The sequence below is a fragment of the Nocardia sp. NPDC003963 genome, assembly GCF_053605105.1.
The window spans coordinates 108,298-130,784 of sequence record NZ_JBSGIP010000015.1 but is presented as its reverse complement, the minus strand read 5'-3'; the positions used below and the strand labels follow the sequence as shown (position 1 = coordinate 130,784).

The window sequence follows — 22,487 nt, the reverse complement described above, 5'->3', positions numbered from 1 at the left end:
GCCGCTCAGTCGCTGCGCTCCTTCGCTCTGTCGCTCCAGAACCGGGGCGGGCCCCGCCTTTGTGGTGGGCCTCGCCTTCGGCGTCGGGTCGGGTCCGGCTCTGGTGGCTCGGGTTCTGAGCTCGGGCTATCGGTTGTTGTGCTCCTTGGTTCTGTCGGTCCGGACCGGGGCGGGTTCGACACACGAATGCTGACCACCCGGGCTGTATGAGGGTGTTTCGACCGGTCCGGGGTGGTTCACTGGCCGGTCGGTGCCGGGTTCTCGGATACTGCGCGCCCTCTATTTCGGTCCGTGGTCGGTCGTGGGGGGTCCGGCCGAACTCGCCGGTCGTGCGGTTGTCGTCCGCGGCGCGGGCGGTGATCGCGGTCACCCGCGCCTGCCGACTCCATACCTTTTTGGGCTTGTCAGGGCGCACGTCCTAGGCTGTTCGACGACGGAATTCTCCCCATCAGCAGCTAGAGAAGGCAGGACCGTGCAGGACTCCCGCGCAACCGAGACAGCCGGGCAGGGCTCGGTAGACCACGGCGCACCCCAGGGTCGCGCCGGTGATACGCCGGTCCACCGGTACACCGCCGAGCTCGCCGGGGAGATCGAGCGGCGGTGGCAGCAGCGCTGGAACGAGCGCGGCACCTTCTACGCCCCGAACCCGGTCGGTCCGCTGGCCGGGGAGGTGCCCGCCGACAAACTGTTCGTCCAGGACATGTTCCCGTACCCGTCGGGGGCGGGGCTGCACGTGGGCCATCCGCTGGGCTATATCGCCACCGATGTGTTCGCCCGCTACCACCGGATGCACGGTCGCAACGTGCTGCACGCGCTGGGCTACGACGCGTTCGGCCTGCCCGCCGAGCAGTACGCGGTGCAGACGGGGGCGCATCCGCGCGATACCACCGAGTCCAATATCGCCACCATGCAGCGGCAACTGGACAGGCTGGGGCTGGGGCACGATCGGCGGCGGTCCTTCGCGACCACCGATCCCGAGTACTACAAATGGACGCAGTGGATCTTCCTGCGCATCTACAACGCCTGGTACGACCAGGAGATCGGTCGCGCCCGGCCGATCCCGGAGCTGGAACAGCAGTTCGCGACGGGGGCCCGGCCCGCGCCGGACGGTAAGGACTGGGCGGAGCTGTCCGTCGCCGAGCGCAATGCGGTGATCGACTCCTATCGGCTGGTCTATCAGACGGATTCGGTGGTGAACTGGTGTCCGGGTCTGGGGACGGTGCTGTCCAACGAGGAGGTCACCGCCGACGGCCGGAGCGAACGCGGTAATTTCCCGGTGTTCCGGAAGCGGCTGTGGCAGTGGATGATGCGGATCACCGCCTATTCCGATCGGTTGATCGACGATCTGGACCGGGTGGATTGGCCGGAGAACGTTAAGGCCATGCAGCGCAACTGGATCGGGCGCTCGCGCGGCGCGCGGGTCGAGTTCGCCACCGCGGTCGGTGATATCGAGGTGTTCACCACGCGGCCCGATACGTTGTTCGGCGCGACCTATATGGTGCTGGCTCCCGAACACGAGGCAGTGGACCGGTTGACGGCGGCCGCTTGGCCCGAGGGCACCGATGCGCGCTGGACGGCCGGTAGCGCGACTCCGGCCGAGGCTGTGGCGGCCTACCGGAAGTCGATCGCCGCGAAATCGGATCTGGAGCGCCAGGAGCACAAGGACAAGACCGGCGTCTTCCTGGGCGCGTACGCCACCAATCCGGTCGACGGCGCGCAGGTCCCGATCTTCATCGCCGATTATGTCCTGAGCGGTTACGGTACCGGCGCGATCATGGCGGTACCCGGGCAGGATCAGCGCGACTGGGATTTCGCGACCGCGTTCGGCCTGCCGATCGTCCGCACCGTCGAACCGCCCGCGGATTTCGACGGCGAGGCATACAGCGGTGACGGGCCGGCGATCAATTCCGGCTATCTGGACGGCCTGAACATCGCCGACGCCAAGGCCACCGTGATCGCGCGCCTGGAGGCCGAAGGCCGGGGCGCCGGCACCGTCCAGTACAAACTGCGCGACTGGTTGTTCGCGCGGCAGCGGTACTGGGGTGAGCCGTTCCCGATCGTCTACGACGAATCCGGGGCTCCGCACGCGCTGCCGGAATCGATGCTGCCGGTGCGGTTGCCCGAACTGGACGATTTCGCACCGGTCACCTTCGACCCCGACGACGCGAACTCCGAACCGTCTCCGCCGCTGGCCAAGGCCACCGACTGGGTCGCGGTGGAGCTGGATCTGGGGGACGGCCCGCGCGCCTACCGCCGCGATACCAATGTGATGCCCAACTGGGCCGGTAGTTCCTGGTATCAGCTGCGCTACGCCGATCCGACCAATTCCGCGGAATTCTGCGCGAAGGAGAACGAGACCTACTGGCTGGGTCCACGTCCCGCGGAACACGGCGCCGACGATCCGGGTGGTGTGGATCTGTACGTGGGCGGTGTGGAGCACGCCGTGCTGCACCTGCTGTACGCCCGGTTCTGGCAGAAAGTCCTGTTCGATCTGGGCGAGGTGAGCGGCAGCGAGCCGTACCGCCGCCTGTTCAACCAGGGGTATATCCAGGCTTTCGCCTATACCGACGCGCGCGGCGCGTATGTGCCCGCCGCCGAGGTGACCGAACGCGACGGCCGGTTCTACTGGACCGACGCCTCGGGAACCGAGGCCGAGGTGAACCAGGAGTACGGCAAGATCGGCAAATCGCTGAAGAACGCTATCGCCCCGGACGAGATCTGCGATCTGTACGGCGCCGACACCTTCCGTTTCTACGAGATGTCGATGGGCCCGCTGGACACCTCCCGGCCGTGGGCGACCAAGGATGTCATCGGCGCGCACCGGTTCCTGCAGCGCGTATGGCGGCTGGTGGTCGACGAGGAGACCGGCGCGACCCGGGTCACCGAGGACAATCCGGCCGACGAGACGCTGCGGTTGCTGCACCGGACGATCGCCGGGGTCGACGAGGATCTGGCGGCGATGCGCGACAACACCGCCGGTGCCAAGCTGATCGAGCTGACCAATCACCTGACCAAGGCATATCCCGGCGGCGCGCCCCGTTCGGCGGTGGAACCGGTGGTGCTGATGTTGGCGCCGCTGGCTCCGCATATGACCGAGGAGCTGTGGGAACGGCTGGGCCACAGCCACTCCCTGGCGCACGGGCCGTTCCCGGTGGCCGATCCGGCGCTGCTGACCGCGGAGACGGTGGAATATCCGATCCAGGTCAACGGCAAGGTGCGCAGCCGGATCCAGGTCGATGTCGAGGCCGATCAGGCCGCCATCGAAGCGGCCGCACTGGCCGACGAGAAGATCGCCGCGCTGTTGGGCGGTAAGGCGCCGCGCAAGTTGATCGTGGTGCCCGGGCGGTTGGTCAATATCGTCGCGTGAGATCTCGGCGCCGAGAATGTGACGGTGTGTGCGCGGCGCCGGTCGGGGGGCCGTACCACCGGGCTCGGTGGGCCCGGACCCTGCGGCGATGCCACCGGTACGGCACCGACAGTTAATTTCGCGGACTCCTCGGACTCGCCTGGGTGGGCTAGCGTGCGTGCGTTCAGCCCGGAACAGGAGTTCACAGTGAAACCTCTCGCGCTCTTTGTCGCCCACGAACCCGCGGGTTCGCGGGCCCGCGTCACCTGCCAGTACAAATGCGGAAACGCCTGCTTCCACGAGGTACCCAACACCTCGTCGAACACCTACTTCGGGGATATCGTCGCGGGGATCTCCCGGCGGCGCCTGCTCCAGGGCAGTGCGGCCGCGGTGGTCGCGATCGGCGCGGCGAGCGCGCTCGCCGCCTGCGGTGACGGAACCGAGGTCGGTACCACCGCGGACTCCGGTGGCGGCACAGGGACCGGGTTCGCCCCGGTCGCGCCGAACACCGCGGACGCCCTCGTCGTCCCGGAGGGCTACGAGCAGGGTGTCGTCATCCGCTGGGGTGATCCGTTGTTCGAGGACGCACCCGAGTTCGATTTCTTCGGCCAGACCCCGGCCGCGCAGGCGAAGCAGTTCGGTTACAACAACGATTTCGCCGGTCTGCTGCCGATCGAGGGGCAGCCGGGTAGATACCTGCTCGTGGTGAACCACGAGTACACGACCGAACAGTTCATGTTCCCCGGGTACAAGCCCGAGGCGATCACCAGGGAACAGGTCGAGATCGCGATGGCCGCGCACGGTCTGTCCGTGGTCGAGGTGCACGGCGACTCCGGTACGGGCCGCCTGAAGCCGGCGTTCGGCAAGTACAACCGGCGGATCACCGCGACCACCGAATTCCGGCTGACCGGGCCCGCGGCCGGTAGCCCGCTGCTGAAGACCTCCGCCGACCCCACCGGTACGAAGGTCCTCGGTACGGTCAACAACTGCTCCGGCGGGGTGACCCCGTGGGGCACAGTGCTGTCCGGCGAGGAGAACTTCAACGCCTACTTCGTGGGCAGATCCGCCGATCCGGTGGCGGCGGCGCGGCTGAAGCGCTATGGCATCGGCGAATCCGACGCCCCGCACTACTGGGAGAAATTCGACAAACGTTTCGATATCGCCGCCGAACCCAACGAACCCCACCGCTTCGGCTGGGTGGTCGAGGTGGACCCGTGGGACCCCGCCGCGACCCCGGTCAAACACACCGCGCTGGGCCGGTTCAAGCACGAGGCGGCGAATATCCACGTCGCCGCCGACGGCACCGTGGTCGCCTACACCGGTGACGACGAGCGGTTCGACTACATGTACAAGTTCGTCTCCGCGCGCAAGGTCGAGTCCGGTACCGGGGCCGCGAGCCGCCGCCACAATATGACCATCCTGGACGCCGGCACCCTCTACGTCGCGAAACTCACCGGCGACCACCCGGACCGGATCGACGGTTCGGGCACCGTCCCCTCCGATCAGGGTTTCACCGGCACCGGGCAGTGGATCCCGATCCTGCGCACGGCCGCGGACGGGCGCGGCGAATCGCTGGTGGACGGCATGACCGCGGAAGAGGTCGCGGTGTTCACCCGGCTCGCCGGCGACAAGGTGGGTGCCACCAAGATGGACCGTCCCGAGGATTTCGAGGCGAACCCGAAAACCGGCAAGGTCTATGTCGCGCTGACCAACAACGACAAGCGTGGTACCGACGGCAAACCCGGGGTCGACGAGGCCAACCCGCGCAACAAGAACAAGAACGGCCAGGTACTGGAACTCACCGACGATCACGCGGGCACCTCGTTCACCTGGACCCTGCTGCTGGTCTGCGGTGACCCGGCCGCCGCCGACACCTACTTCGCGGGCTACGACAAGACGAAGGTCAGCCCGATCTCCTGCCCCGACAACCTCGCCTTCGATCCGTACGGCAACCTCTGGATCAGCACCGACGGTAATGCGCTCGACGCCAACGACGGACTGTTCGCGGTGGTGCTCGACGGTGATCGGCGCGGCGAGACCAAACAGTTCCTGTCGGTCCCGGTCGGTGCCGAGACCTGCGGTCCGGTGATCACCGAGGAACGGGTCATGGTGTGTGTCCAGCATCCGGGCGAAACCGACGAGGCGTCGGTGGAGAATCCGGCCTCGCACTGGCCCGACGGTGGTACGACCCAGCCGCGCCCCGCTGTGGTGGCGGTCTGGAAAACGGGGGGCGGCCGGATCGGGGTCTAGGCGTACCTCCGCATTCGCTCCGGCCGTGCGCGTTGTGCGTACCTCCGCATTCGCTCCGGCCGTGCGCGTTGTGCGTACCTCCGCATTCGCTGCGGCCGTGCGCGTTGTGCGTACCTCCGCGTTCGCTGCGGCCGTGCGCGTTGTGCGTACCTCCGCGTTCGCTGCGGCCGTGCGCGTTGTGCGTACCTCCGCGTTCGCTCCGGCCGTGCGCGTCGGTGTGCGAGGGCGTTCGGTCACAGCTCGGTCGGGTGTTCTCAGTGGAATGCGGTGGCGTACGGGTTATCCGCTGCCGGTGAGTCCACCCATCCGGGCGAAGCCGGCGAAATCGCCCTGTGCGCCGCTGTACACGTTCACATCGGTATTGCCGTGAATACCCGGGATCGAGCCGGAATCGGTCTGCTGCCAGAACGTCCAGGCGGGCCAGCGGCCGGGGACCTCCGGCTGGTCGCGGTCACGGTAGTCGGCGATCCACAACGGGTAGCGGTGGAACTGGTCGCTGTCGGCCATCGCGGTCTGCCAGAACCGGGGATAGGTGTAGACGATCGGAACCCGGCCGGTGAGGGTCTGCACGGTGTTGAGGTAGCGATGGGTCCAATCGATCAGCGCGCCTGGTGCCAGGCCGCCGGAATTCTCGATATCCAGGACCGGTGGCAGGTCCAGCGGACCGTTCTGGCCGAGCACGATCGTCGCGTAGAGGGCGGCCTGGGGCTCGGGTGGCAGTTCGGGACGGGCGTAGTGATAGGTGCCGCGGGCCATTCCGGCCACGCGCATCTGCAGGCTGTCCTGCACGAAGAACGGGTTGACGTAGTTCAGGCCCTCGGTGGCCTTGACCATGGCGAAGCGGTGGCCGGCCGCGCGGACGGAGAACCAGTCGATGGGCCGTCCGCCGCCGTGTTGCCAGGACGAGACATCCGGGCCGGTGGGTTCGGCGTGCGCCGGTGCGGATACCAGCGCGAGCCCGGCCACCAGCGCGAATGTCACCAGCCCGAACCCGGGCCGCCCGAAACGGCGTCGTACGGTACTGCCCGGCCCCATACACGAGCCGGACCTTCTCACGGTCGATCTCCTACGGGCAGTGTTCATGGTCCCCGACCCTAGGCACGCCGCCGGGCACTCTCCGGTATTACACCGCCGTGTCCGAAGGTCCTGCGGCAACTTCGTTCCTGGACGGGCGACCTCGGTGGCGGGTGCGTGCCCCGGTACCGGAGCGGCGGAGCGAAGAAGCGCGGCGACCGGGCGCCGGATGGGAACCGGGATCGGACGGTGTCCACCCCGCGCTGCCGGAGCTACGGCCTCGAACACCGTGGCGTGGCCGGGATCCGATGCGGATACTGGACTCAATCATGTGCGGAGCCGGAGGTAGGTATGCACACTGTCGAATTGCCGGGTGCGGCATCCGCATTGGTCGCCGGCGAGACCTGGGGTATCTCCGGTCCCGGATTCCTGCTGCTGTACCTGCCCTTCGTGATCGGCGCCGTGGCGATCGGTCTGTGGTTGCGGCACCGGATCGTCACTGCGGCCGCGCCGGCCCCGGCCGGAGAGCTGACCGCACCCGAACTCGGTCTGCTGACCAGTGATCGCCGGGCCGTGATGGCCTCGATCGCACTGCTGCGCGGCCACGATCTCATCGATGCCGGTGGCCGCCCGGTCGGTGCCACCACGGGCACGGCCACGCTCGATCCTTTCACCGCCGCCGTCCACGACCGGCTCGGCGCGTCGAAACAGAGCATCACCGTGGTGACCCATCGGCTCCAGGGCGACCTCGACCGGATGCGCAAAGCTCTCATCGATCGCGGTTACCTGGCCGACGGCCGGTTCACGAAGCAGTTGCGCGAGGCGGGTCTACCGATCGTGGTCGTCGCACTCTTCGGAGTGGCCCGGCTGGTGACCGGGCTGTTCAACGGCAACCCGGTTCTCTTCCTGATCTTCGTGCTGGTGGCACTCGGTATCGCCTGGTGGCGGGTGGTGGCCCCGGTGCGGGTCACCCCGGCGGGCCGTACCGCGCTGGCGGAGGCCGCGAGCGGTAACCGCTATCTGCGTCCGGGCAACTCGCCGTCCTATGCGACCTACGGTCCCGCCGCCGCGGGTCTCGCGGTCGCCCTGTTCGGTGTACAGGCACTGGTACTGCTCGACCCCGCACTGAACACCGCCATGGGTGGTTACAGCGCCGACGGCGGGTCGAGCGGCGGCGACTCCGGCAGCGGTGATTCGGGCGGAGGCGACGGTGGCGGCTGCGGTGGCGGCGGGGGTTGCGGGGGTTGCGGAGGCTGCGGTGGCTGACCGGTGACCGGCCCGCTACCCGATTCGGCGCTCGGCATCGGCTGGCGCCCGGAGATCTGCGGCGTGATAGACCAGCTGGACGGCCTCGGCTTCTGCGAAGTCGTCGCGGAGTCGCTGGGCCGCGGGCGCGGTGGGGTCGCGGTTCCGGTGGAACTGGCGGCACTGCGGGACCGGGGTACCGCTGTTGTCCCGCACGGTATCTCGCTGTCGCTGGGTGGCGCCGAACCTGTGGACGGCCGCCGGATCGAGTACCTAGCGGCCTGTGCGCGGGCCGTCTCGGCGCCGCTGGTGAGTGAGCACATCGCCTTCGTGCGGGCCGGTGGTCTGGAGGCCGTTCATCTGCTTCCGATCCCGCGCAGCCGCGAAGCGCTCGACGCGGTGACCGCGAATATCACCCGCACCCGGGCCGGGCTGGATACACCGCTGGCCGTGGAGAACATCGCCGCGCTCTTCGACTGGCCCGACGACGAATTCAGCGAATCGGAGTTCCTCACCGAGATCGTCGAGCGCCCCGGGGTGTATCTGCTGCTCGATATCGCGAATGTGTACGCGAACGCGCGTAATCGCGGGCGCGATCCGGCCACGGAGTTGCGGCGGCTGCCCACGGAACGGATCGCCTACTGCCATATCGCGGGCGGTCACGAATCCGGCGGGCGATACCACGACACCCATCTGCATCCGATTCCCGCGGAGGTGCTGGCGCTGGTCACCGATTTCGTCCGTGATCATCCGATTCCCCTGATGCTCGAACGGGACGGTAACTATCCACCTGCGCACGAACTGCTCGACGAGCTGGACGCGGTGGCGAATGCGGCCGCGCGTGCCCCGCTCACCGCATCGGCCCGGGCCGGGTTGCGGTGAGCGGCGGTCCGGAGCGGCCGGGTCTGGCGGATCGGCAGGCCGCGCTGGTGCGGGCGCTGGTGGCGGGTGGGGATATCCCGCCGGGTTTCGATCCGGAGCCGGTGCGGGCGGCGGCCCACGCGCTACTGCACAAACGGGCCCGGGAAGTCGCGGCCCGCTGTCCCGAACTGGTGCACGCGGCCGGCCCGGATTTCACCACCCGATTCGTCGAGTGGGCGCGGGCCCGGCCGAGGGACACAACGGTGGCCGACGGCCGGCGGTTCGCTCGCGAGTGCGATATTCCGTGGCCCCCGCCCCGGCCGGGTGCCTTCGCGCCGGTCGCCCGGTTGATCCGGCGCTTTCGTTCGCGCTGATCGACAGGGCACCGGCACCGCTCCCCGACGGTTCGCTGTTTGCGGCCGCTCCGGCCGGTGTTTCACGAACTCAGGTGCCGGCTCCGGACCGCGCTGGGTGAGAGTGAACCCATCCGGTCACACTATGGTGACCCACTGAGTTACGTGCCGCTATATAACGGCTACTCAACTTCGGTACCGGCCGGTCCGTCTCGGTCAGGCGAGAGGCGGCAGGCCCGGCAGTGCGAACGGCAGCTGCGGCAGCTGGATCTGCGGCAGCAGGCTCGGTGTCGCCGGCGGGATGTAGGGGTTGGGTACGTTCCAGGTGGCAGGGCTCGGGCTGCCACCGCTGTGGTCCTCGCTGTCCCGGCCGGCCGGCAGGTCGAAGCCGCGGTCGCCGTCGTAATCGGTATGCGAATCGCGGTCCGGGTACTGGTTGCCGCCGCTGTTGAGGTGGTCCTCGTATCCGTCGTAGTTCTGCCGGTTGTGGTCGGTGTAGCCGTACTGGCCGTTGTCGTCCCAGCCGAAATCGTCGTTGCCGTTCCAGCTGTTGCTATCGCCGAAGCTGTCGCTGGAATCGCTGATCTGGGCTGCCTCGCCGGTATCGGCGAGGGCGGGGCCGGCGGTGACGGCCAGGGGGGCGAGGGCGATGACCGCGATCGCGGCGATTCGCGCGGCGAGGCGGCGGGTGCGCTGTGCGGGGTTCGGGTTCATCGGCAGGTCCTCACTCGGTCACGCCCCGGTGCGGCCTTCGGTGCGGGCCACACGCTCTGGAGCGCTTTATCGGAACAACACCTACCGTACCGCTATTCAACGGCACGTTCAATAGGTGAATCCGTAAGGGGGCTGATCGGCTCGAATTCGTGGGTTGCGCGAACGGGGCCGGCTCGACCGCTTGCCTATACGTATATGTCTACGTATAGTCGGCTCATGCCGAACAAGACCATCTACGTCGCCGACGACGATCTGCCCCTGTTCCAGCGGGCGCAGGAATTGGTCGGCGGCAATCTCTCCGGCGCGGTGGTCACCGCGCTCAAACGCTTCATCGAATTGGAGGAGGGCAAGCTCGAGGGGTACGAGGAGATCGTGCTGCGCGTCGGCCACAACGGTGCCCGGCAGGTGCGATTCCAGGGCGCCCTGCTCGTGGAGCACCGGGATGTCGGCGACGAGCGGATGGAGCATGTGCGCGTATTCCGTAGTCGCAAGGGCAAATTCGTCCTGCACGAGCAATACGCGAACTGGTCGGATTACCCGGAATCGGAGAACTGGCTGCGCGATCTGAAGAACTGGCGCCGCATGCTCGGTATCGAACACGACTGGGGTGACTACACGCTCACCATCGTCGACACTGTCGAGGAGTTGAAGGGCAAGATCCCCGACCTGCTCTACGGGCGCGTCTCCGATATCGCCGAGCACGCCCCCGTCGAAGATCTCGATATCTGATCCCTCCGGCGGGCGATGCCCACGGGAGCTCATCTACTGAACATGTCACGCCGTGCCCCTGGGGGTGGTGGCGATAAAACATGTCCACATTCGCATCTGATTATTTATTTCGAAGGGAAGATCCATGAACAACCGACGCAGCCCGGCGATCAGCGCGGCCGGTCTCCGCAAGTCCTATGGGGACAGAGCGGTCCTCGACGGTGTCGATATCACCGTGCCCGAAGGCACCATCTATTCGCTGCTCGGTCCCAACGGCGCCGGTAAGACCACCACCGTGCAGATCCTGAGCACGCTGATCGGGGCCGACGGCGGCGATATCCGGATCGGCGGCCACGACCCGGCCACCGAACCCGACGCGGTGCGATCGGTGATCGGGGTGACCGGACAGTTCGCCGCGGTCGACGAACTGCTCACCGGACGCGAGAACCTGCTGCTCATGGGGGATCTGCACCATCTGCCGCGACGGCGCAGCCGGGACCTCGCCCAGGAATTGCTGGAACGTTTCGATCTCACCGAGGCCGCCGGCCGCACCGCCGGAACCTATTCGGGCGGGATGACGCGTCGCCTCGACCTGGCCATGACCCTGGTCGGCGATCCGCGCATCATCTTCCTGGACGAGCCCACCACCGGCCTCGACCCGCGCAGCCGGCGCACCATGTGGGAGATCATCGGCAGCCTGGTGCAGGACTACGGGGTCACCGTCTTCCTCACTACCCAGTACCTCGAGGAGGCCGATCAGCTCGCCGACCGGATCGCGGTCCTCGACCAGGGCCGGATCGTCGCCGAGGGTACGTCCGCGGAGCTGAAACGGCTGGTCCCCGGCGGCCATATCCGGGTGCAGTTCGCCGATATCACCGGATTACGCGCCGCGGCGGCGGTTTTCGGTTCCGATGCCCGCGCCATCGACGAAGAACTGACCCTCGCCGTCCCCGGCGACGGCGGCCTCGGTTCGCTGCGCGCGGTCCTCGACCGTATCGACGCCCATCGGCTGGCCGCCGAAGGTCTGGCCGTACACACGCCGAACCTGGACGACGTCTTCCTCACCCTCACCGGAAACACCACCGCAGACAAGGAACTCGTGCGATGACAACCCTGACCACCCATCCGGCGCGTCCGGCGACGGCACTGGCCGATTCGTGGACCATGCTGCGGCGCAATCTGTTGCAGGCGCGGCGCTACCCGAGCATGACGATTTCCGTCACGGTGATGCCCATCGTCCTGATGGCCATCTTCAACTACGTGTTCGGCGGTGCGCTGGAGCCCGGTCTCGGCGGTGCCGGCGGTACCACCTATATCGACTATCTCGTGCCCGGCATGCTGTTGCTGCTCCCGGCCTATCTGACCGCCTCGGTGGCGATCTCGGTATGCACCGATGTCACCAAGGGCATCGTGAACCGGTTCCGGACCATGGCGATCGCCCGGTCGGCACTGCTCACCGGGCATGTCCTGGGTGTGCAGGTGCAGGCGTTCCTGGCGCTCGCCGCGATGCTGGGGGTTTCGCTGCTGATGGGCTTCCGCCCCTCGGCGACACCACTGGAATGGATCGCCACGATCGGGTTCCTGCTGCTGGTGGTCTTCTCGCTCACCTGGCTGTCGGTCGCGTTCGGCCTGATCGCCCCGAACCCGGAGAGCGCCAGCAATCTGCCGTTCCCGATCCTCATGCTGCCGTTCCTGGGTTCCGGCCTGGTCCCGACCGACACCATGCCGACGGTGATGCGCTGGTTCGCCGAGTACCAGCCGTTCACACCGTTCACCGAAACGGTGCGGGGGCTGCTGATGGGTAGCGAGATCGGCAACAACGCGCTGATCTCGTTGGGCTGGTGCCTGGTGATCGGCCTCGGCGGTTTCCTCTGGTCGACGACGATGTTCCGGCGGCAGGGGCGCTGACCCCGGTCGGCCGTATCCCCGCCGGGCCGACCGGCGGGGATCTCGGCTGTGCTAGTTGCGTTCGACCTCGATCGGATGGGTGGCCAGCAGGGACAGCGGCAGCGGCTGCCGGCGCAGCACCTGGGCCCACATATCGGTGCGCCGCCCGGCGATCGGATCACTGGGCAGGGCCGACACCACGATCCAGTCGTCGTTGGCCAGTTCGCTGTCCAACTGACCGAAGGTCCAGCCCGCGTATCCGGCGAAGATCCGGACACCCTCGACGAGCGGGCCGATCCGATCCGGGTCGGCGTCCAGATCGACCAGCACCACCCGGCCGTCCACCCGCCGTAACCCCGGCACCCCGTCGACGGGCGCACCCACCCGGAGCGTGCCCAGGCACAGCGCGGCGTCCCGTTTGACCGGGCCACCCACGAACAGGGTGTGCGGCTGCGCGGACAGCTCCGCCCACTGCGGGAGCACATCGTGCACGGGGGTGTCGCTGGGACGGTTCAGCACCACCCCGAGGGTTCCGGCGTCGTTGTGTTCGATGATGTAGACCACCGTGCGGCGGAACGTGGGCTCGGCCAGGTCGGTGGAGGAAACGAGCAGCGTACCGGCCCGCACCGTCTGCTCACCCTGCCGGCTACCGCGACGACCAGGTTCGGGCTCGTGCCCGTCACCGCGGCCGCCCCGGGTCTTGCGATCATCGGGGTCATCTGCCTGCGCCACCTGGCCATCATCGCAGCTATTGCCCGACTGTGCCGCGCTGATCAACTGTTCACTTCACACGGAGTTCATCCCGCGGCCGTTTCCGGGCCCTCTGGACATACCGCCGCAGACTCGTAGAGTCAGCCGTATGCGTCCCCCCGAGGTGCTTCTGGACAACAGCGACGATGTGTACGACTTCTATCGTGAACACCGGCAGAACCGGCTGCAGGCTATGGGGGCGTACGCCTTGCTGGGCCGGCGCTACCGCCCGCGGGTCGGCTACGCGGCCGGCGCGCGGGAGGCGATCCGCGAACTGATCCGCTCCCGGACGCCACTGTTGATCGCGGTCAACCACCTGTCGCAGCTGGACCCCTACACACTCGCGGCCGCGGCCTGGCGCAGCGAGCTGCGGACCATCATCGGGCGCACCCGCGTACTGGCGAAGGACGAGCTGTTCGAACAGATCAAACTGCGCCGTCGCATCGATATGATGGGCGGGATCCCGGTGTTCCGGGGTAGCGACCACGGGCTGCGGGCGGTGAACGCGGCCGGTCAGCGGATGATGGATATCTGCGCCGAACGCCTGGCCGCCGGCGACAGTCTGGCGATCTTCCCGGAGGGCACCTGCAACGAGATCGATCCGGCGCAGGTGCAGGCGGTCGGCACCGGTATCGGGCATATCGCCTTCCGGACGGCCAAACTAGGGGCCCGGCCCGCACTGGTCAGCCTCGGTCTGAGTTACGGCCCGCGGGCCGATCCGGCGGTGCCCCCGACCAAAGAGGACGCGAAATCGGCGAGTTTCCATTTCGGGGTGCCCCGGACCGATCTCCCGGCCCGGCCGGCGGAGATCGCCCGGCTGGTCCGAGCCGACCTCCAGCAGGCCCTCGACGGCGCCGTCGCCGCCTACTGAGCCCCTGTCCACAGCCCTCGCGGAGCGAGTTTCGCGGGGCTGTTCCCACGGGAAGGTTCACTACCTGAAGCGCTGGACCGTCGTGTCCCGATCAGGTAGCCGCCCGGCCCCTGTGCCGGATCTATAGGTGAGGTCGGTTCCGAGCCCCTGGACTGTCATATCCCGCATGGGATGCGCACGCGGCTGTCGCGCTGGACAGCCGAACTGCCGAGTGCGCAGCTGCGCGGCCCACGCGGGTGGGGCCTTTCCGCGGGTAGCGCCGCCCGCCGCCTGTCTTCTGGACGCTGGCTCGTCGCAACCTGGAACAGGTGCCCCCACGGTAGAACAGGTGGCCCATACGGCTGGGTGTGTTTTGCGAGTGAGGGTGTTCCTCAGGCGCTGGACTGTCACAACCCACATCAGGTAACTGCGCGGCCTGCGCGGCCCACGGTGAGCGTTTTGCGGGTGAGGGTGTTCCTGAGGCGCTGGATTGTCGCAACCCACATCAGGTAACTGCGCGGCCTGCGCGGCCCACGGTGAGCGTTTTGCGGGTGAGGGTGTTCCTGAGGCGCTGGATTGTCGCAACCCACATCAGGTAACTGCGCGGCCCACGGTGGTGAGCGTTTTGCGAGTGAGGGTGTTCCTCAGGCGCTGGACTGTCACAACCCACAACAGGTAACTGCGCGGCCTGCGCGGCCTACTGCCGCAATCCGAGGCGGTCGCGAGCCCAGTGCGGGACCATCGGCAGGTACTGCGGCCGGGCCTCGATGAAATGCTGGACCGTCCGGCACATCGGTAGTGCGCCCAACCCTTCACGGTGGGTGGCGTCCAGGGCGCCTTCGAGGAGGGTCCGGGCGTAATCCCGGCCGTCGTCGAAGCGCGGATCGACCTCGGTGTGCACGAAAGCGCGCTCGCCGACAGTGTCCTGGTATTCGGTATATCCCGCGACCTCGCCGTCGACCGTGATCTCGAAGCGGGCCAGTGCGATGTTGTTGCGGACCTCCGTCGGCATGGCTCGACGTTACTCGGTCGGCGGTGAATTTTCGCATCGATCCGCGCCGTGTGTGGCGGGCCGGTGCTGGCGCTCAAGCCATTTCGACGATCGCCCGTCCCACGATCTCACCGCGGGCGAGCGCGCCGTAGGCTTCGTCGGCCTCGTCGAGGGTGTATCGGCGGGTGATGACCTCCTGCGGTCGTACCGTGTTCGCCGCGACCATCCGGAGCAGCGCGGGCATATCGGTGCGGGCCTTCGCACCGTACGATCCGCGGATCTGCAGTTTGCGGCGGACCAGGCGGGCCAGATCGATCGCGCCGGTGGAGCCGGCCGGTGCGATGCCCACGACCACGGCCCGGCCACCGTCGTCGAGTACATCCAGCGTGGTCGTGAAGGTCGCGGCGCTGCCCAATGCCTCGAACGCCACATCCACGCCGTGGCCGCCGGTGAGTTCCCGGACCCGGGCGGCGGCGTCCTCGGTCCGGGAGTTGACCGTATGGGTGGCGCCGAGTTTCGCTACCGCCGAGAGCTTTTCGTCGCTGATATCGATCGCGATGATCTGGGCGACGCCACTCGCCGCCGCGAACTGCACGATCGAGGAACCCACGCCGCCGGCCGCGACCACCGCGATCCGGTCGCCGAGTCCGAGTTCGGCGGTGTGTATCGCGCCGAGCGCGGTGAACGAACTGCAACCCAGGATCGATACGGCTTCGAGACCGACGGCGTCGGGCACCGTGAAGACATCGGTGGCGGGTACCACGCAGTATTCGGCGAGCCCGCCCATCGAGTACATGGCCAGCGGAGTGCCGTCGGCCCGGGCGAGCCGGCTGGTGCCGTCGTAGAGGGTGCCGTTCAGCCGGTTGTGCGCGAAGAATTTCTCGCACAGATCCTCGGCGCCGCGTACACAGTGGCGGCAGTCGCCGCAGGGCATGATGAAACTGCACACCACGTTGTCGCCGACCGCGAGATGGTCCACACCCTCGCCGAGCTGTGCCACGACTCCGGAGACCTCGTGACCGAGTACGGCGGGTGCCGGGAACTTCACCTCCGATCGCAGGACGTGCAGATCGGTATGGCAGACCCCGCAGGCGGTGACCTTCAGCAGGACCTCGTCCCGCCGGGGGACCGGAACCGGGATCTCCTCGACGACCAGCCGGGGTTCGGTTCCGTGGAAAACTGCGGCTCGCACACCACTCTCCTCCGCCATTCGTTCCAGTACCCATCCCGGTATCCGCGGGGAATCGGGTTCACCGACCACCGTCTCAGAAAAACGGCGGAGCGGTAGCCGGTTCGGCGGGCCGGGCAGAAGTCGCGAACGGCCGATCCGGGTCCATGTCCGGCTGGACACCCTCTGACCTGTGGTTACCACAAAAAGAGAGCACTGCTCTTGACTTTGGCGCAGTGAGGTGCGATCGTTGTTCACAACAGAGAGCACCGCTCACAGAGGAGAACGAGATGACCACCGCGACCACCCGCTACCTCGGCCCCACCGGCTTCGACCCGATCTTCAACCGGTTCGCCAACCTGCTGCCCAAGCTCGGGATCAGCATCGCCGGATCCCGGTTGCTGGCGGTGCGCGGTCGCAAGTCCGGGGAATGGCGGACCACCATGGTCAATGTCATGACCGCGGCCGACGGGCAGCGCTACCTCGTCGCGCCACGCGGTCACACCCAGTGGGTGCGCAACCTGCGCGTCGCCGGGACCGGCGAACTGCGGCTGGGTCGGCGGACCGAGGTGTTCGGTGCGGTCGAGGTCGACGATGCGGACAAGGTCCCGCTGCTGCGGCTCTACCTCGAGCGCTGGGGCTGGGAGGTCGGCCGGTTCTTCGAGGGCATCACCAAGAACTCCACCGATTCCGAACTCGCCGGAATCGCCCCCGGCTTCCCGGTTTTCCGGATCGAGGGCGCGAGCTGAGCGCGGCCCGAGTGGGCCCGGCGGATCACATCCGGCGGGTCAGCAGGAATTCGATCGCCGCCGCGTATCCCTGACTGCCCATTCCGGCGACCACCGCGTCGGCGATGGGCGAGATATACGAATGCCGGCGGAAATCCTCACGCGCGTGCACATTGCTGATGTGTACCTCGACGATCGGGACCTCCGGGATGACCAGCGCGTCGCGCAGGGCGACGGAGGTGTGGGTCAGCCCGCCGGGGTTTATCACGATCGCCGACACCGTCCCGTGCGCCCGGTGGATCCGGTCGATGAGCTCGCCCTCGGAATTCGACTGGAAATGGGTTATCTCCCGGCCGTGCGCCGCCGCGGCCCGACGACACAATTCGATTACATCGTCGAGGGTCTCCGACCCGTACACCTCGGGTTGCCGGGTGCCGAGCATATTCAGATTCGGGCCGTTGAGGACCAGAATCGGGCTGCTCGAGGTTTGCGGGAGAGTGCCGTCGGACATGACAGCAACCCTACCGACACCTCACCCGCGAGCGGATGATTCTGAGCTACCGTGACGGGGTATCTCTTCGATGAATGCGGACTGGCGGGGTAACGGCGTGCCGCTTCCGGGCGATCGGTAGCGTAGCGTCGCCGGGTGTTCTCGGGCGCCCCGATAATTGATCATGGTCCGCTGTGCGGCGAGTTGGGCTCGGCCACAACTGCACACAGTGGGCCGGGGTACGTTTTCGGGTTTGCGATCACTCGCAAGCAGGCATTTTTCAGGTACGGTGGTCTTGTTACTGGAGTGACAAGAGTGAAGAGTGGGCGACATGGACGTGAGGGGATCCCGCCGCTTTCGCTTCCGGGGCGCAATGGCCCTTACGGGGGTGGCGGCTCTGGCAATTGCGATGGGATCGTGCGGGACCGGGACCGAAGCGACCGGACCCGAAACGGTCGTCGACCGATTCACCCAACGACTCGACGAACACGACTACGCCGGCGCGGCCGAGTTGACCTCGTACCCGTCGGCCGCTTCGGCAACTCTTCGGCAAATGTTCGAGGGCCTCGAATCGGGCACCGTCGACTACGAGAAGGCGCAATTCATCGGGCTGGATGCCGAATCCGGCATCTTCAGCCTCGATGTCGAATGGACCTTCGGCGAGCAGAAGAACTGGCGGTACGGCCTGGAGGGCACCGTCCGCAAACTCGCCAACGGCTGGCGCATCTCCTGGGACCCCTCCGTCGTCATGCCGGAGCTCAGCCAGAACCGCACTGTCCAGCTGGTACGCACCACGCCCGACCCGGCGCCGAAGGTCGTCGACAACGTCGGTAAACCGTTGATGACCCAGCAGACCATCAACGTCGTCGAGCTCGATCCCACCCGGATGCCCGATCAGGTGGCCTCCACCGACGCGCTGGCCCGGGCCATCGAACCGGTCGCACCGCTGATCACCGGCGCCTCGCTGCGCGAGGACCTGGCCGCGGCCGGCGGAAAGCCGGTCACCGCGGTCAGCCTGCGGGAAGGCGATTTCGCGATTCTGGAACCGCGGATGGCGCCGATCCCGGGTGTGGTGATGAAACAGGAGCCGCGGCTGATCGTCGCCGATCGCCGGATCTTCTCACCGATGCTCGACGCCATGAAGAAGGTCTGGGAGGAAAGCCAGGACCAGCACTCCGGTTGGGGCGTACAGCTGTTCGAGAACGGGCGGTTCGTCAAACAGGTCGCCGGCAACCAGGGCCCGGCCGGTCCCGATATCGCGGGCACCATGGATCAGCGGTTGCAGCGCGCGGCCGAGGACGCGGTGGTCAGCGTCGGTTCGCCCGCCTCCATCGTCGTCACCCAGCCCTCCACCGGCGCCGTCGTCGCGGCGGCGCAGAACAATTACTCCAGCGCGCAAGGACCGGTCGCGTTCACCGGGCTGTACCCGGCGGGCGGCACCATCGAACTCTTCCGGAAAGCGGCCGCAGCGGCCAAGGGTAAGGCGCCCGCGGATGTCACCGACCAAGAGGTCGTCGAAGCGGCCGCCATGCTCGGAGTCGGGGTGGACTTCCGGGTTCCCGGACTGGAGGAGGTCACCGGCCGCCCGGCCGGCGCGGGTGGCGCCGAACCGGTTCGCCAGGGCGGCGGTTCGGACCCACTGCTGGTCAGCCCCTTCGGAATGGCGATCGCGGCCGCGGCCATCACCAACGGCACGGCCCGCCCGCCGATGCTCGAACGTGGCCGCCCCGGCGAAACCGACGCACCGATGGGGCCGTTACCGGGCCCGGTCGACGCCGCCCTGCGCGCGGCAATGCGCGACGGGATGAACACGCCGCAGATGGCGCGGCTGCGCGGATTCCGTGATGTCAACGGGTTCTCGGCGAAAGCCGGTGACGACGGCTGGTTGATCGCGAGTATGGGTGATCTGACGTTCGCGATCCATATCGCCGATGTCGACAGCGGCGATATGGTCGTCCGGATGGGCGAGCGGATGTTGCAGGCCCTCGCGAAACCGGACGAATGAGTACCGGCGGGCGCGGGCGACCCGATCACCTGATCGCGCGGACGACTCCTCGCCAGCCGAGCAGGAACACCGCCAGCACGACGGCCGCCACCACGATGAAACTGAACGCGGTGCCCTGACCTGCCACGACCCGTAGCAGCATGCCGAACACCAGGGTGCACAACCAGATCACCACACCGCTGGGCCACAGCCGGGAACCGTCGAACGGCGCGGCCCCGGCCGGCTTGCGAGCGATCAGCAGCGCGGCGATCCAGCCCACAGCCAGACCTGTCACGAACGGCCAGGCGGTGTGCAGCAGACCGGTGAGCACGGACTCGTCGTGACTGCGGCGCCCGATGGCGCAGAACACCACCACCAGCACGATATCGACGACGATCGCTACGAACCACTTCACGCCCAGGAGTTTAGTGGGCACCTCCGCGCGGCGACCATCGACGATCCGCGTCCGGCCGGTCAGGCGTTGCGCTGGGTGAACTCTTTCTCGTACTCGTCGTCCTCGGCATTGCGGGTGCGGAACAGGAAGGCGAAGACGATCCAGCCGATGATCGCGATCAGCACGAAACTCACCAGCCGGTATACGAAGGCGGCCGCCACGGCCTGCGCCGCCGGTAGCCCGGCGGCCGCGGTGAGTCCGTAGATGAGGGTCGCGTCCACATAGACGATCCCCCCGGGCGCGAAGGGGATCGAGCCGACGGCCTTGCCCGCCGCGAAGGCGATCAGCAGTCCCGCCCAGCGCGGGTCACCGCCGATGGCGTAACAGGCGGCACCCAGACAGGCCACATCGGCCAGCCGGTGGACGACCGCCCACCAGCTGACCCAGGCACCGTCACGGGTGCCGAGCTTCACCGATTCGACCTGGTCGAGCATTTCCCGCATTTTGTCGATACCGGTGTCCGGTGCACGTTTGCGCACCCGGTTGACCAGGGCCAGTCCCCGGCGCAGCACCCCCGCGAGGGTGCCCGGATGCCGGGATGCGTAGTTCCCGGCCCAGACCAGCGCCACCACCGCGGCCACCGAAACGATCAGGTTGACCGGACCCACCCGGCCACCCGCCAGTACGGTACCGAGCACCCCGATCAGGGCCAGCCCCGCCGCGGAGACGACACCGGAGAACACCAGCTGCCACGAAGCGACCACCGGGCTGGCACCCCAGCGCCGGGTCTGCCGGTAGGTGAACGCCGTGGAGAACACCTGACCGGCGGGCAGGGTGACCGACATGGCGGTGGCGCCGTAGACGACCGCGACCGATCGGTGCTGGCTCACCTCGACGCCACCCGCGCGCAGGAGTTGCTTCTGGACATAGCCGAAACCGGTCATGGACAGCATTTGCGCCGCGATACACAGCGCGACCCAGCCCCAATGGATTTCGGTGAGTTTGCGCCACGATTCGTGTAATCGCGGCCACAGATAGAAAGCCTCGCCGATCAACAGGAGAAGTACGATCGAAACGGCCAGCCATTTGAGCCAGCGCAATCTGCCGCGGCGATTTCCGCTGGTATCCGGGTCTCCGGCCGGGGGCACAGCAGCGGTACCCGCTGCATCACCGTTGGCCGTCACGGGCCCAGCCTAATGGACACCCCCGGCGGAGTCCGCTGCCTGCTCCGAGACCACGGCGAACGGATCTACTCGACGGTAGCGCTCGGCCAGGACAGCCGGGTCTTGCGGCGCCGGCCGCGTAGCTGCACTTCCTCGCCCGCCGTCCAGTGCCGCTGCTCGGCGTCCTCGGCGAAATACAGTGCCGAACCGGAGGCCAGCACCCGGCCGGGATGATCCTTGGCGAGTTCGGTGAGCCGCGAGGCCTCGTTCACCGGGTCGCCGATCACGGTGTATTCGAAGCGGTTGGCGGCCCCGATATTCCCCGCGACCGCCAGCCCCGCGGAAACTCCGATACCGATATCGAGTCCGGACACCGTGCGCAGCGCTTCGCGCAGATCCCGGGCCGCCGCCAGCGCGGCAGTGGGTGCGTCCGGCCGATCCAGTGGGGCGCCGAAAATGGCGAGCGCGGCGTCGCCGACGAATTTGTTCACGAACCCGTGATGACGGTCGATGACATCGACCACGACCCGGAAGAATTCGTTGAGCAGGCTGACCACCTCGGTCGGTGGATGTTCGGCGGCCGTCGCGGTGGAACCGACCATATCCACGAACAGAACAGCCACGAACCGGGTTTCCCCGCCCAATTCGGTGCCGTAGTCGAGGGCACGCTGGGCCACCTCGGCGCCGACATGCTGGCCGAACAGTTCCTGCAACCGCTGCCGGCTCGCCGCCTCCTCCATCATCCGGTTGAAACCGACCTGCAGCAGTCCGATCTCACTACCGTCGAAAACCTCGACCTGCACATCGCGGGCACCGTTCTGCACCTGGTCGATGGCCTGACTGAGCTGGCGGACCGGATCGGAGATGCTGGACGCGGTCAGCATGGACAGCGCCAGCGCCTGCATGATCACCACACCGCAGAGCAGCAGGATCGATACCGCCAGCGACTGCGCCGAGAATTTCACATCCGAGGAGATCTGGGTGACGCACAGCAGCACGATCGCGATGGTCGGGGCGAAGGTGCCCATACCCCAGGTCATCGCCATCCGGGTGCCGACACCGGGGGTGAGGGTGTGGTCGAACCGGCCCGCGGTGAGGGCCTCGGCCGCCACCGGGCGCAGAATCCGTTCACCGAGCATGTAGGTGAACCCGAACACGATGGTCGCGGCCATACATTCGGTGATGATCACGGCGCCGGCCAGGGCGGGGGTCTCGGAGATGATCGCCGCGCCGAGAACACCGCCACCGAGGACCCACAGCGCGAGATGCACGATCGACTGTCGTAGCGGCGCGTGCAGGGCGGCCATCTGCTCCTGGCGGCTGGGCGGTCCGCCACGTACCTGCCAGCGCATCACCGGCCGCAGCATCAGCGCCGAAGCGGTCACACTGAGTACGCCGCCGGTGAGGAAAACGACGGCCGGGACCAGCAGGCCGACCTGCCGGGTGCCCGGTTGCTCCCCCTCGGGGACCGGTAACCCGTACTGGATGAACGCCCATACCAGCACGGCGCCGAACGCGTTCGCGAGCAACATGGAGGTCAGGTACAGGGGCCAGCGCGTATGCATGGTCTGTTTGACCGCTTCCAATGGCG

At 67.6% G+C, this 22,487-nt stretch carries 20 protein-coding genes; 11 read left to right on the top strand and 9 right to left on the bottom strand.

What is annotated here, in order from left to right; genetic code table 11:
- The first annotated feature begins 472 nt into the window (after positions 1-472).
- Both leuS and ACWEWT_RS23055 read left to right on the top strand, forming a co-directional pair.
- Positions 473-3,367, top strand: a complete 2,895-nt coding sequence (leuS, locus tag ACWEWT_RS23060; protein ID WP_452561828.1) for a leucine--tRNA ligase — start codon at positions 473-475, stop codon at positions 3,365-3,367.
- A gap of 186 nt (positions 3,368-3,553) precedes the next feature.
- Entirely contained in the window at positions 3,554-5,596 is a 2,043-nt protein-coding gene (locus ACWEWT_RS23055; RefSeq protein WP_452561827.1) for a PhoX family protein, read from the top strand.
- Positions 5,597-5,875: 279 nt separating this feature from the next.
- Here ACWEWT_RS23055 and ACWEWT_RS23050 read toward each other — a convergent pair whose 3' ends face one another.
- Positions 5,876-6,631: a glycoside hydrolase family 25 protein gene (locus ACWEWT_RS23050; RefSeq protein ID WP_452561841.1), complete on the bottom strand. Its 756-nt coding sequence runs from the start codon at positions 6,629-6,631 to the stop codon at positions 5,876-5,878.
- A 330-nt stretch (positions 6,632-6,961) separates the two neighbouring features.
- Here ACWEWT_RS23050 and ACWEWT_RS23045 point away from each other — a divergent pair, with 330 nt between their 5' ends.
- The 3 genes from ACWEWT_RS23045 to ACWEWT_RS23035 are packed head-to-tail and all read left to right on the top strand — an operon-like array spanning position 6,962 to position 9,090.
- Positions 6,962-7,876 (top strand): TIGR04222 domain-containing membrane protein, encoded by a 915-nt coding sequence (locus ACWEWT_RS23045; protein ID WP_452561825.1) that lies wholly within the window; start codon positions 6,962-6,964, stop codon positions 7,874-7,876.
- 3 nt (positions 7,877-7,879) lie between these two features.
- Positions 7,880-8,737: a DUF692 domain-containing protein gene (locus tag ACWEWT_RS23040; RefSeq protein WP_452561823.1), complete on the top strand. Its 858-nt coding sequence runs from the start codon at positions 7,880-7,882 to the stop codon at positions 8,735-8,737.
- The gene (locus ACWEWT_RS23035) at positions 8,734-9,090 is read left to right on the top strand and encodes a hypothetical protein (protein ID WP_452561821.1); all 357 of its coding nucleotides are present in this window, start codon (positions 8,734-8,736) and stop codon (positions 9,088-9,090) included. The genes ACWEWT_RS23040 and ACWEWT_RS23035 overlap by 4 nt, the downstream gene beginning before the upstream one ends.
- Before the next feature lie 195 nt (positions 9,091-9,285).
- Here the strand turns inward: ACWEWT_RS23035 and ACWEWT_RS23030 are convergent, their stop codons facing one another.
- Positions 9,286-9,783: a hypothetical protein gene (locus tag ACWEWT_RS23030; protein ID WP_452561820.1), complete on the bottom strand. Its 498-nt coding sequence runs from the start codon at positions 9,781-9,783 to the stop codon at positions 9,286-9,288.
- Positions 9,784-9,999: 216 nt separating this feature from the next.
- Here ACWEWT_RS23030 and ACWEWT_RS23025 point away from each other — a divergent pair, with 216 nt between their 5' ends.
- The 3 genes from ACWEWT_RS23025 (at position 10,000) to ACWEWT_RS23015 (ending at position 12,399) form a co-directional block, all read left to right on the top strand.
- Entirely contained in the window at positions 10,000-10,512 is a 513-nt protein-coding gene (locus ACWEWT_RS23025) for an EXLDI protein (RefSeq protein WP_452561819.1), read from the top strand.
- Between the two features lie 124 nt (positions 10,513-10,636).
- Positions 10,637-11,599: an ATP-binding cassette domain-containing protein gene (locus tag ACWEWT_RS23020; RefSeq protein WP_452561817.1), complete on the top strand. Its 963-nt coding sequence runs from the start codon at positions 10,637-10,639 to the stop codon at positions 11,597-11,599.
- Entirely contained in the window at positions 11,596-12,399 is an 804-nt protein-coding gene (locus tag ACWEWT_RS23015; RefSeq protein ID WP_452561815.1) for an ABC transporter permease, read from the top strand. Before ACWEWT_RS23020 ends, ACWEWT_RS23015 begins: the two co-directional genes overlap by 4 nt.
- Before the next feature lie 51 nt (positions 12,400-12,450).
- Here the strand turns inward: ACWEWT_RS23015 and ACWEWT_RS23010 are convergent, their stop codons facing one another.
- On the bottom strand, positions 12,451-13,110 hold the full coding sequence (locus ACWEWT_RS23010) for a YqgE/AlgH family protein (protein ID WP_452561814.1): 660 nt from the start codon (positions 13,108-13,110) through the stop codon (positions 12,451-12,453).
- A 127-nt stretch (positions 13,111-13,237) separates the two neighbouring features.
- On the opposite strand from ACWEWT_RS23010, the gene ACWEWT_RS23005 reads away from it, so the two are divergent.
- On the top strand, positions 13,238-13,999 hold the full coding sequence (locus ACWEWT_RS23005; protein WP_452561812.1) for a lysophospholipid acyltransferase family protein: 762 nt from the start codon (positions 13,238-13,240) through the stop codon (positions 13,997-13,999).
- A gap of 676 nt (positions 14,000-14,675) precedes the next feature.
- Here the strand turns inward: ACWEWT_RS23005 and ACWEWT_RS23000 are convergent.
- Together ACWEWT_RS23000 and ACWEWT_RS22995 are read right to left on the bottom strand one after the other, a co-directional pair.
- Entirely contained in the window at positions 14,676-14,990 is a 315-nt protein-coding gene (locus tag ACWEWT_RS23000; protein ID WP_452561810.1) for a GNAT family N-acetyltransferase, read from the bottom strand.
- Positions 14,991-15,063: 73 nt separating this feature from the next.
- On the bottom strand, positions 15,064-16,161 hold the full coding sequence (locus ACWEWT_RS22995; RefSeq protein ID WP_452561808.1) for a zinc-binding dehydrogenase: 1,098 nt from the start codon (positions 16,159-16,161) through the stop codon (positions 15,064-15,066).
- 266 nt (positions 16,162-16,427) lie between these two features.
- Here ACWEWT_RS22995 and ACWEWT_RS22990 point away from each other — a divergent pair, with 266 nt between their 5' ends.
- Complete coding sequence (locus ACWEWT_RS22990; protein ID WP_452561806.1) at positions 16,428-16,886, top strand: nitroreductase/quinone reductase family protein; 459 nt, start codon at positions 16,428-16,430, stop codon at positions 16,884-16,886.
- Between the two features lie 25 nt (positions 16,887-16,911).
- Here the strand turns inward: ACWEWT_RS22990 and aroQ are convergent, their stop codons facing one another.
- Positions 16,912-17,376: a type II 3-dehydroquinate dehydratase gene (gene aroQ, locus ACWEWT_RS22985; protein ID WP_452561804.1), complete on the bottom strand. Its 465-nt coding sequence runs from the start codon at positions 17,374-17,376 to the stop codon at positions 16,912-16,914.
- Between the two features lie 310 nt (positions 17,377-17,686).
- On the opposite strand from aroQ, the gene ACWEWT_RS22980 reads away from it, so the two are divergent.
- Complete coding sequence (locus tag ACWEWT_RS22980) at positions 17,687-19,360, top strand: NTF2-like N-terminal transpeptidase domain-containing protein (RefSeq protein WP_452561803.1); 1,674 nt, start codon at positions 17,687-17,689, stop codon at positions 19,358-19,360.
- A 25-nt stretch (positions 19,361-19,385) separates the two neighbouring features.
- On the opposite strand, the gene ACWEWT_RS22975 is transcribed toward ACWEWT_RS22980, so the two are convergent.
- The 3 genes from ACWEWT_RS22975 to ACWEWT_RS22965 all read right to left on the bottom strand — a co-directional run bounded on the left by ACWEWT_RS22975 (position 19,386) and on the right by ACWEWT_RS22965 (position 22,461).
- Positions 19,386-19,754: a DUF3054 domain-containing protein gene (locus tag ACWEWT_RS22975; protein ID WP_452561801.1), complete on the bottom strand. Its 369-nt coding sequence runs from the start codon at positions 19,752-19,754 to the stop codon at positions 19,386-19,388.
- Between the two features lie 59 nt (positions 19,755-19,813).
- A complete protein-coding gene (locus ACWEWT_RS22970) occupies positions 19,814-20,917 on the bottom strand; it encodes a lysylphosphatidylglycerol synthase transmembrane domain-containing protein (protein ID WP_452561799.1) in 1,104 nt (367 codons plus the stop codon).
- 65 nt (positions 20,918-20,982) lie between these two features.
- Positions 20,983-22,461, bottom strand: a complete 1,479-nt coding sequence (locus ACWEWT_RS22965) for an adenylate/guanylate cyclase domain-containing protein (RefSeq protein ID WP_452561840.1) — start codon at positions 22,459-22,461, stop codon at positions 20,983-20,985.
- Between the last annotated feature and the right edge of the window lie 26 nt (positions 22,462-22,487).

What these genes read in the sequence shown, in the direction of transcription:
- aroQ (WP_452561804.1), bottom strand. Translation starts at nt 17,376, where the DNA reads ATGTCCGACGGCACTCTCCCGCAAACCTCGAGCAGCCCGATTCTGGTC.
- ACWEWT_RS22980 (WP_452561803.1), top strand. Translation starts at nt 17,687, where the DNA reads ATGGACGTGAGGGGATCCCGCCGCTTTCGCTTCCGGGGCGCAATGGCC.
- ACWEWT_RS23000 (WP_452561810.1), bottom strand. Translation starts at nt 14,990, where the DNA reads ATGCCGACGGAGGTCCGCAACAACATCGCACTGGCCCGCTTCGAGATC.
- ACWEWT_RS23050 (WP_452561841.1), bottom strand. Translation starts at nt 6,631, where the DNA reads ATGGGGCCGGGCAGTACCGTACGACGCCGTTTCGGGCGGCCCGGGTTC.
- ACWEWT_RS22990 (WP_452561806.1), top strand. Translation starts at nt 16,428, where the DNA reads ATGACCACCGCGACCACCCGCTACCTCGGCCCCACCGGCTTCGACCCG.
- ACWEWT_RS22965 (WP_452561840.1), bottom strand. Translation starts at nt 22,461, where the DNA reads ATGCATACGCGCTGGCCCCTGTACCTGACCTCCATGTTGCTCGCGAAC.
- ACWEWT_RS23015 (WP_452561815.1), top strand. Translation starts at nt 11,596, where the DNA reads ATGACAACCCTGACCACCCATCCGGCGCGTCCGGCGACGGCACTGGCC.
- ACWEWT_RS23045 (WP_452561825.1), top strand. Translation starts at nt 6,962, where the DNA reads ATGCACACTGTCGAATTGCCGGGTGCGGCATCCGCATTGGTCGCCGGC.
- ACWEWT_RS23020 (WP_452561817.1), top strand. Translation starts at nt 10,637, where the DNA reads ATGAACAACCGACGCAGCCCGGCGATCAGCGCGGCCGGTCTCCGCAAG.
- ACWEWT_RS23030 (WP_452561820.1), bottom strand. Translation starts at nt 9,783, where the DNA reads ATGAACCCGAACCCCGCACAGCGCACCCGCCGCCTCGCCGCGCGAATC.
- ACWEWT_RS23025 (WP_452561819.1), top strand. Translation starts at nt 10,000, where the DNA reads ATGCCGAACAAGACCATCTACGTCGCCGACGACGATCTGCCCCTGTTC.
- ACWEWT_RS23005 (WP_452561812.1), top strand. Translation starts at nt 13,238, where the DNA reads ATGCGTCCCCCCGAGGTGCTTCTGGACAACAGCGACGATGTGTACGAC.